5 protein-coding genes and 1 pseudogene are annotated in these 9,092 nt (G+C 34.7%); all 6 read right to left on the bottom strand.

Translation table 11 applies throughout. From position 1 onward, the window contains the following. Positions 1-94: pseudogene (locus tag BUB89_RS18285) on the bottom strand (transketolase); the annotation flags it as partial. Between the two features lie 189 nt (positions 95-283). After that, a complete protein-coding gene (locus BUB89_RS17230; RefSeq protein ID WP_073247385.1) occupies positions 284-1,303 on the bottom strand; it encodes a glycoside hydrolase family 43 protein in 1,020 nt (339 codons plus the stop codon). 36 nt (positions 1,304-1,339) lie between these two features. Next, on the bottom strand, positions 1,340-2,773 hold the full coding sequence (locus tag BUB89_RS17225; RefSeq protein ID WP_073247383.1) for an MFS transporter: 1,434 nt from the start codon (positions 2,771-2,773) through the stop codon (positions 1,340-1,342). Positions 2,774-2,801: 28 nt separating this feature from the next. Further along, positions 2,802-3,926 carry an endo-1,4-beta-xylanase gene (locus BUB89_RS17220; RefSeq protein WP_073247382.1) on the bottom strand — a complete coding sequence of 375 codons (1,125 nt, stop codon included), beginning with the start codon at positions 3,924-3,926 and terminating at the stop codon, positions 2,802-2,804. Positions 3,927-3,950: 24 nt separating this feature from the next. Then, the gene (locus tag BUB89_RS17215; protein ID WP_073247380.1) at positions 3,951-6,842 is read right to left on the bottom strand and encodes a glycosyl hydrolase 115 family protein; all 2,892 of its coding nucleotides are present in this window, start codon (positions 6,840-6,842) and stop codon (positions 3,951-3,953) included. A gap of 21 nt (positions 6,843-6,863) precedes the next feature. Next, entirely contained in the window at positions 6,864-9,044 is a 2,181-nt protein-coding gene (locus tag BUB89_RS17210) for an alpha-glucuronidase family glycosyl hydrolase (protein ID WP_083552985.1), read from the bottom strand. Between the last annotated feature and the right edge of the window lie 48 nt (positions 9,045-9,092).

Here is a 9,092-nt window from a genome sequence, read left to right as displayed (position 1 = left end):
CCGGATGCCCTGAATTAACAGCGTGTACCATTCGAAGGATGTCTCTTCTTACTTGGATAATTAAATCGTTTAATTGTTGAGTGTTAGGTTTCATTGTGTTATATTATTAATTCTTTTTAGATGTACTTTATAAAATTATTTTGGACAGATAGTTTCAAAAAAAAACGTACTATTCAATTTTTATAACGAATGCTTTTATCGAAATTTTTATTTAATAGTTATTTAGTAAAAGCAATGACTAAAAAGGAGGAAACAATTATGTAAGTGTTTTTTATTTTAAAATTTATTCCTGATACGCATTTACAGGAACTATTGTACCGTCTTCCTTATAAGTGATTTCGGTTACTTTAATAGATCTTAAATGAGTTATTCCTTCGGACAACGAAGAATCGTGATAAAACAAATACCATTTTCCTTCTACTTCACAAATGGAATGATGAGTAGTCCATCCCACTACTGGTTCCAAGATAATTCCCTGATAGGTAAAAGGGCCATAAGGACTATCTCCTGTGGCATAACAAATAAAATGAGTATCACCTGTTGAATAGGAAAAATAATATTTTCCATTGTATTTATGAAGCCACGGACCTTCAAAAAAGCGACAATTATGGTCACCTGCTAAAAGTTCATTTCCTTCTTTATCTAAAATTTTAATTTCTTTTGGAGTTTCCGCAAATTCTTTCATATCATCTGAAAGCATTGCCACAATTGGTCCTAAAGCGACTTGGTTTTCAGTAGGCTCTTCATTTTCTTCAGCATACGTATTGTTTCGGTATTTTTGCAGTTGTCCTCCCCAGATTCCTCCAAAATACATATAATACTTGCCATCTTCATCTTCAAAAACGGCTGGATCAATACTGTAGCTTCCTTTTATTGGTTCTTTTTCAGGTATAAAAGGTCCGGTTGGTGAATCGCCAATAGCAACTCCTATCTGAAAAATACCATCTGCACGTTTGGCAGGGAAATAAAAATAATATTTTCCATTTTTATGTGCAGCATCGGGAGCCCACATTTGGCGTTCAGCCCAGGCAACATCCTTTACATGCAATGCCACCCCGTTATCTTTTGCTTCAGAGTTAATACTATCCATAGAGATAACGTGATAATCTTCCATCCCAAAATGATCTCCATTATCATTAAAAGGAATCCCGGCATCTATATCATGAGATGGATAAATATATATTTTTCCATTGAATACATGAGCGGACGGATCAGCCGTATATATATGGGATACTAGTGGTTGCGATATAGATTTTTTTACTAATTCTTTGAAATCTATATGTTCGATACTTTCTTCTGGCATATTGTTATTTTTAGTATTTGTGTTTGTGTTATGTAATTATGATCGTCTGTGTTTTAAATCGGATTCTATTTGATTTTCCATTTTTTTATTGATTTCATAGAAAAATAATAAGCCAACACCAATAAGGAATGGAATGGCAGGAAAGATGCTCACTAATAATTTTATTCCGTTAATAGCGCTTTCCGGCTGTTGTAATGAATTAGGAACATAGTTAAAAAGTCCTAATAGGGATGTGGTTAAGGCTCCGCCAATACTTAAACCCGCTTTTAATCCCACCATCATGGCCGAGAAAATGATAGCGGTAGCACGACGGTTGTTTTTCCATTCCGAATAATCGGCAACATCAGCAATCATGGCCCATAAAATAGGAATCGTAATTCCGTAGAAAAAACCATGTAATATTTGAGAAACAAACATTAAAGAAACCGATTGCGGAGGATAGAAATAAAAGGCAATAATAAACAGCGTAGAGATGAATAGGAAAAGTCCAAAAATGTCTCTTTTTCCATATTTATCAGCTAAGTTTTTTGACAATGTTATACCTACAATCATGAAAATAATACCTCCGGCATTAAACAAGCCAAATCCGGCGGAAATAGGATCATCGCCAAAATGGTTTAAACCTACGGAAGAAAGAAAATCCAATATTGGTTTAATAAAGGTGGCTAATTGTTTTTTGTCAACGTAATTTTCAAAATAATACACATAAGAACCTCCTTTTAAGGCTAACGTAATAAATACTAATGTGGTAAGTGTTAGCATTATTAACCAGGGTTTGTTTTTTACCAAATCTCTTAAATCTTCACTGACACTTGATTTTTGTTCCGGTTTTGGTACAATACGTTCTTTAGTGGTAAAAAAGGTAATCAACAGCATGATCGTCCCTACAATAGCCAGTACTGTCATTACTTTTTCGATACCAATGGCTTTATCTCCATTTCCGGCACTTTTAATAATACCTAACATAAATACCTGTACAAAAAACTGAGCAAACATTACCGCAACAAAGCGGTAGGAGGAAAGGCTGTTTCGTTCGGACATATCTCCCGTAATTACTCCGCTCAAAGCAGAATAGGGTAAATTATTGGCAGCATAAAGCAATAACAAAAAGGAATAGGTTACTACCGCATAAATTACTTTTCCTTCATAAGAAAAATTGGGAGTACTAAAAGCTAATAAAGCAACGACTCCTAATGGAATTGAAGTCCATAAAATCCAGGGACGAAATTTTCCCCATTTGCTGGTGGTTCTATCAGCAATTGCTCCAATAATTGGATTAAAAATAAAGGCAGCAATTAGCCCTACCACTAACATAATTATAGAGGAATGGGTGGGTGATAAGCCATAAATATCGGTGTAAAAATAAGCCAGATAAGTCATCAGGGTTTGAAACACCAGATTTGCAGCCAAGTCTCCTAAGCTATATCCAATTTTTTCTTTTATGGATAATTTTTGTGAAGTAGAAGTCATTTAATTATTTTGTATTAAGTAGATAGATTTATTTTTTTACTTTCAAAGACATCACACTTTCATAGGCTTTCTTTGGTTGCAAATTAGCATCGAATAATAAAGGATAATCGGTTCTTCCTTTGATAGGAAAATCGTTTAACCAGGACTGAGTGTCATTAACCCCCCAAAATGTTACTCTGCTTATTTTATCTTTATGTTTTAAAAACAATTTAAAGATATCGTTATAGCGTTGAGCGAGTTTAACCTGCATAGAATCCGGTAAAGATTTAGGATAAGGATTCATTCTTTCATTATTTTCAAATCTTTGGCTTATTTCAGCACCTTGTAGCCCATAAGGACTTGGAAGTACAGAAATGTCTAATTCAGAAAAAGATACTTTTACTCCCAGAGCAGAAAAATCCAGAATGGTTTTTTCTATTTCTTCAAGAGTTGGTCTGTCTAAATGCCAATGTCCTTGTTCTCCAACTCCGTCAATTTTAGCTCCGTTTTTTTGAAGGTTTTTTACCAGCTCAACAGCTCCTTGTCTTTTTTTAGCATTGCATAAGTTATAATCATTATAATATAATTCTACTTTTGAGTCTGTTGCAGCTGCTGTTTTAAAGGCATGCGTAATAAAATCTTTTCCGTACGTTTTTAAAAAAACCGATTTTCTTAAAGTTCCATCTTCGTTAAGCGCTTCATTAACTACATCCCAGGAATCAATTTTTCCTTTGTATTTTTTTACCACCGTAGTAATATGATTGGTTAGCATTTTAGCCATGCTTGCACTGTCTTTTATTTTTGTCATCCATGGAGCTAATTGGCTATGCCATACTAAGGTGTGCCCGTGAATAAACATTTTGTGTTTCTGCCCAAAAGCTACATATTGATCACTGACATCAAAATCAAACTTATTTTCTTCCGGTTGAAGAAACATCGATTTCATAATGTTTTCGGGAGTAATGCTATTAAATTCTTTCGAAATTAAATGAGTCACTTTAGGATCTTTCTGTTGAATTTGATTAATATCTAAGGCTGTTCCCATGTAAAAGTCACCATTATAAGCGTCTTTAAGCGAAGTGTTTCCGGTTGATTTTGTATTGATTTTATTATTGCAACTGCTTAAAGCAATTACAGCAGAGAAAAACAACAGAAAGGTTTTGGTTGATTTCATATACTTGATTTTTATATTTTTTGATTAATTTTTGATGTTTATACTTTCAGCAGGACCCAATAGCGTTGGTTTTAATTCGCTTTTTTCTGTTTCGATAATAATTTTTTGAAGTACCAGGCCTTCATCCATTCGATAGTAATTTAAAGTATGATTTCCTGCTTTATCAATTTTAAATTCGGTTGTTATAACCTTGATGTTGTCAGTAACATTTTTATCCCAGTTTTTTGTCACTTTTCCATTATAATCAAAAATTACAGGATCTGAGGCGTAGTTTACTTTAACCGGACTTTCTTTATCGAATGATAATCCGTAATACATTCCTTCTCTGATAGAATAATGAATAGTAGGAGAAAAATGCAACTGCACTTTTACTTTTCCCGGGGTTTTAAAATGAACATTATACGATAGTTTTGGAGCATTTTCATTCAGTTCCACTCTGCCTTTTTTAACAGGCGATGAAATAACTGCTCCATCCGTTTTTCCTAAATTAGCTACCACCTTCCATTTAAAAGCTTCCGGTTCGTATTTATTAGAAAAATTCACTGCATTTATAGCGATAAATCCATTGTTTTCAATAAATCCTTTAGCATTTTCTGCTTTTGAATTATTTATTTTGATAGTGATTGGAATATTCTTGCCTGCTCCAGATACCATTACAACAGCCGTTTGACTGCCTTTAGGTGCTTTTTTCCAATCTATTTGCACTATGATTCTTTCCTGTTTATCAATACTTCCTTTGGTTTTAGAAAATTGTATCCAATTTGATTTTGATGTAATTTTAAAATCAAAAGACGTCGTTCCTCTGTTGAAAATATCGATATAAGAAGTAATATTTTCAGTAGCATTAAAGCTTGGTAATGTAGCCGCTTCTGTAGCTTCTGGCCACCATTTTGTAGATCCTTCAACTGCAACACCTAATTCAGCTTTAACAGGGACTTCAATAGTGGTAGTTTTTGGAATTATGTTAGTTCTTGGATCTTGCCAATTTTTATATCCAATATGTGTTTGTGACATCATATGGTTCCATTTTCCATTTGCCATGGTTTTATTATAGTATGTCGAAAGTTCCGCATCTTTATCGAATAATGTTTTTACTTTTTCGGCATATTCATTGGTTGCAGCTCTTCCTTGACTGGCATACCAATTGTTTTTTGCTGTAGTAACATACAATTCATTCAAATTAGCACTGGCCAGAATAGGATATAAAAGCAACTGATAAAAAGCATCTTTATATTCCGGTTGAAGCTGTTCATTGATTTCTTTGGCTTTTTGAGCCAATTTATTATAGTCTGAAACTACATTTTCCGCTTCGTTATAATGGATTAAACTATAGCTGGAAGGATCTAATAATTCCGGTTTTCTATTGGCATTGTATTTAGAATACATCTTTAACAGATGAGCAATTTCTTCGGTATTTTGTCCTCCAAAATTATCCTTTGCCCATTGGAAATAATAGTCATTTAAGTTCGTTTCGTTCCAGTATTCCGGATTCCAGGCATAATCTAAAAAGAATTCTATAGGAAATTCAACTGGTTTTATATCACCCACATTTACAATCCAAACTTTATCGACACCATGCTCGTAAGCCAGGTGCATTTGTTCCCAAGTACGTTCAATTTGGTTGGTATTAATCCATTTGTAACTTCTGGGACCTCCCACATAATCAAAGTGATAGTAAATTCCATAGCCACCTTTTCTGGGTTTTGCATCCAGTGCAGGTAATTTTCTTAAATTTCCCCAGTTGTCGTCACATAGTAATAAAGTAACATCATCAGGTACTTTCATTCCTTTGTCATAATACTCCTGAACTTCTTTGTACAAAGCCCAAATTTGTGGGGTTTGTTCAGCCGGTTTTTTAGTAACAGTGGTTATAATTTCACGTTGTGTTTTAACAATGTTTTCTAAAAGTTCAATTGCTGTGCCTTCAGTCATAGGCTCGTCACCATCACCTCGCATACCTATAGTTACCAGCGTTTCTTTATTGCCCATTCGTTCTATTCCGTCTGTCCAGAATTTCTTTAAACCTTCCGGATTTTTATTAAAATCCCATACTCCATTAACAGACTTATTCCATTCTTGATGCGCTTTCGCTAAAGGTTCGTGATGAGAAGTTCCCATAACAATTCCGTATTCGTCAGCCAGAATTCCGTTTTGAGGATCATCGGCATAAAATTTTTCTCCCCACATGGCTGGCCATAAATAATTGCCTTTCATTCTAAGGATTAATTCAAAAACGGTATCGTAGAATTTAGCATTAAATTTTCCGTAATTCTGACGAACCCAACCGGTAAGAGCGGGAGCTTCATCGTTGATAAAAATGCCACGATATTTTACTTTTGGTTCTCCAAGTGTGTGGACACCAGGAAGAACATGCAGTTCCGATTGTTTTTTTGCCGGAACATCAGCCCAAAAATACCATGGAGTAACACCTATTTGATTAGAAAGATCATAAATCCCGTAAATAGTTCCTCTTTTGTCCGATCCTGCAATAACTAATGCTTTTTGTACTCCTGCAATAGGGTTATTGACAATTTGAGTGGTGAATTTTTCCCATTTCCCTTGCAGTGCACTGGCATCAATTTTTCCTTCCCGGGCTAATTGATCAATAATGGGATTTTTACCTAAGGTACCAATAATTACAACGTAGTTTTCGGCAGCTATTTTATTAGTAATTGTTGGTGAAATAGTAGTCACTAAACGAATATCATTTTGAAGATGATTCACCACACGCAACACTCCCGGAAAGTCCATATCACTTACCAATAGAGAAGCTGCTTTTCCATTGGAAGCCAAAGGAAAACTTTCTTTAGAAGATTTATTAGTTACATATTTATTTGGATTTATGGCATAGCCAATATTAACTATTGAAAAGAATAATAGTCCTAAAAATGTACTTTTTTGAATAGAAACTTTCATTATTTACGCTGTTTTCTTTTATTAATTCCCGGGTGCAAATGGAAATTTTAATGATTTAAAATAACTCAATGTTTGTGTTGGTTTTTCAACTCCTTTGGGTAATTCTTTACCCGAATATTGTTGAAAATACAACAGGCAGGCATCACGCCACCATTTGGCTTCTTTATGCTGAATGTTGAGCAACATTTGAACTTCTTTAAATGGTACTTCATCTACATAATTTCCCATTGTATTCCAGGTGGTATTCATTGCAGCTACCTGATTAACGCCTTCCTGATATTTCAATGCTAAGGAATTCCAAAGAGTTTCCCCGTTTTTTAATTTGTAATCCCAGGAGAGATGATGAAACCATAACAAATCTTTTTCCGGACAAGTTGCTGTATTATCAAACATTTTAGCTACTTCGGGAGCATATTGTGCCGTTGCATTGCTTCCAGTTGATGAGCGGTCAAATCCTATTCCGTTTTTATCAGCTTTGTGATAATACGTTGGATTCCATTCGGGTCTGGATAAATTACTCACCCACGGTCCCGGACCATAATGATGACCGGTATCCATAATATGGTGTAATCCTAACGGTGTCATGTAATTAACAACTGCTTCTCTGGATTCCAGCATCATTTCTTTTACCGGCTTAATGAATTTTTCTTCGTTCGAAAAAGTCATTCGTAACCAGTCTTCAGCGATAGTTTTCGAATCTTCATAGGGATTCCATGCCAGTCGTCCAAATCCATACCAATTAGCTTGCGCAAATGGATGTCCTGTCCAGTTAAGGTCATTCCCAATATTAGCCACTCCGGCTATTCCTGTAATTTTATGGTTGTCTAAACTTCCGTCAATTATTTTGGCAACAGTAGAACCTTTCCCTTTACTATAGGTGTCCGATTCTAAAACTTCCTGATATAGTTTAGGTAAATAAACTAAATGAGTACTAAAACCGAGATATTCCTGAGTAACTTGGAATTCCATCATTAAAGGTGTTTTAGGCATAGCGCCAAACATGGGATGAAAAGGTTCGCGGGGTTGAAAATCGATCGCTCCGTTTTTTACCTGAACAATTACGTTATCTCTGAATTTCCCATCATAAGGAACAAATTCACTATAGGCTTGTTTGGCGCGGTCGTCTGCGTCATGTTCTGAATACACAAAAGCTCTCCACATCACAATTCCTCCAAACGGAGCCACAGCATCAGCAAGCATATTAGCGCCATCTACGTGATTTCGACCGTAATTTTGTGGTCCGGGCTGACCTTCTGAATTGGCTTTTACTAAGAATCCACCAAAATCAGGAATTCGAGCATAAATTTCAGCCGCTTTGTCTTTCCACCATTTTTGTACTTCAACATCATAAGGATCGGCAGTTTTAAGTTTCCCAATTTCAATAGGAGCGGAAAAACGAGCCGTTAAATATACTTTTATTCCATAAGGTCGGAACACTTTGGCTAAAGCCTCCACTTTTTCTAAATACTGTGGTGTTAGTATCAAAGCATTGGCATTTACATTATTAATAACAGTACCATTGATACCAATAGATGCATTGGCACGGGCATAATCGATATAACGCTGATCAATAAATTCAGGAAGTTTTTGCCAATTCCAAAGTGAAAATCCGGCATATCCTCGTTCTACTGTTCGGTCTAAATTATCCCAATGATTCAGCATTCTGATGTTTATTCGTGGTGAATCAGTTATTGCTAAATTTTCAATAGATTGGTTGGTTTGAAGTAGTTTTAAAAAATGAAATACGCCATATAAAACTCCTGTATCTGTTTTTGCTGTAATCAGAATTTGTTTTTTATTTCCTGATTGGATGGTTTTAATAACAAAACCTTCATTATTTATAGATGCTGTTTCCTTTTTCGTATTTTGTTGTAAAACTGTTGAAAGTTGGTTCACAGTTCCTAATACTAATGTATTAGTAGTGTTTTCATTAGTTGACGAATTGATTTCATGACCCAGCAAACCACTTAAACCCTGTTGTAATTCTTTGTTTGCAATTGCAATAGTTTCGGATTTTCCAAAAGCATGAATCCCTTTAATAGCAGATTGATATTCATTAAGAATTTTGGAATTTGTTACCTTATTATATTGTAACCATAATTTATAATCTTTTTGTGCTGTCAATGTTTGAATACCCAAAAGCATAAGTACGTATAAAATTGCTTTTTGGTAATTACATCTTTTTTGAAATTGTAGTGACATTTATAAATATTTTATAGAAATAGGTTTCTGGTTTTTTTAGTCGATTTC

It is taken from the genome of Flavobacterium flevense (assembly GCF_900142775.1).
GTDB classification, from domain to species: Bacteria; Bacteroidota; Bacteroidia; order Flavobacteriales; family Flavobacteriaceae; genus Flavobacterium; species Flavobacterium flevense.
Note: the sequence above shows the minus strand (reverse complement) of the source record. Positions and strands in the feature narration are given on the sequence as shown.

What these genes read in the sequence shown, in the direction of transcription:
- BUB89_RS17225 (WP_073247383.1), bottom strand. Translation starts at nt 2,773, where the DNA reads ATGACTTCTACTTCACAAAAATTATCCATAAAAGAAAAAATTGGATAT.
- BUB89_RS17215 (WP_073247380.1), bottom strand. Translation starts at nt 6,842, where the DNA reads ATGAAAGTTTCTATTCAAAAAAGTACATTTTTAGGACTATTATTCTTT.
- BUB89_RS17230 (WP_073247385.1), bottom strand. Translation starts at nt 1,303, where the DNA reads ATGCCAGAAGAAAGTATCGAACATATAGATTTCAAAGAATTAGTAAAA.
- BUB89_RS17210 (WP_083552985.1), bottom strand. Translation starts at nt 9,044, where the DNA reads ATGTCACTACAATTTCAAAAAAGATGTAATTACCAAAAAGCAATTTTA.
- BUB89_RS17220 (WP_073247382.1), bottom strand. Translation starts at nt 3,926, where the DNA reads ATGAAATCAACCAAAACCTTTCTGTTGTTTTTCTCTGCTGTAATTGCT.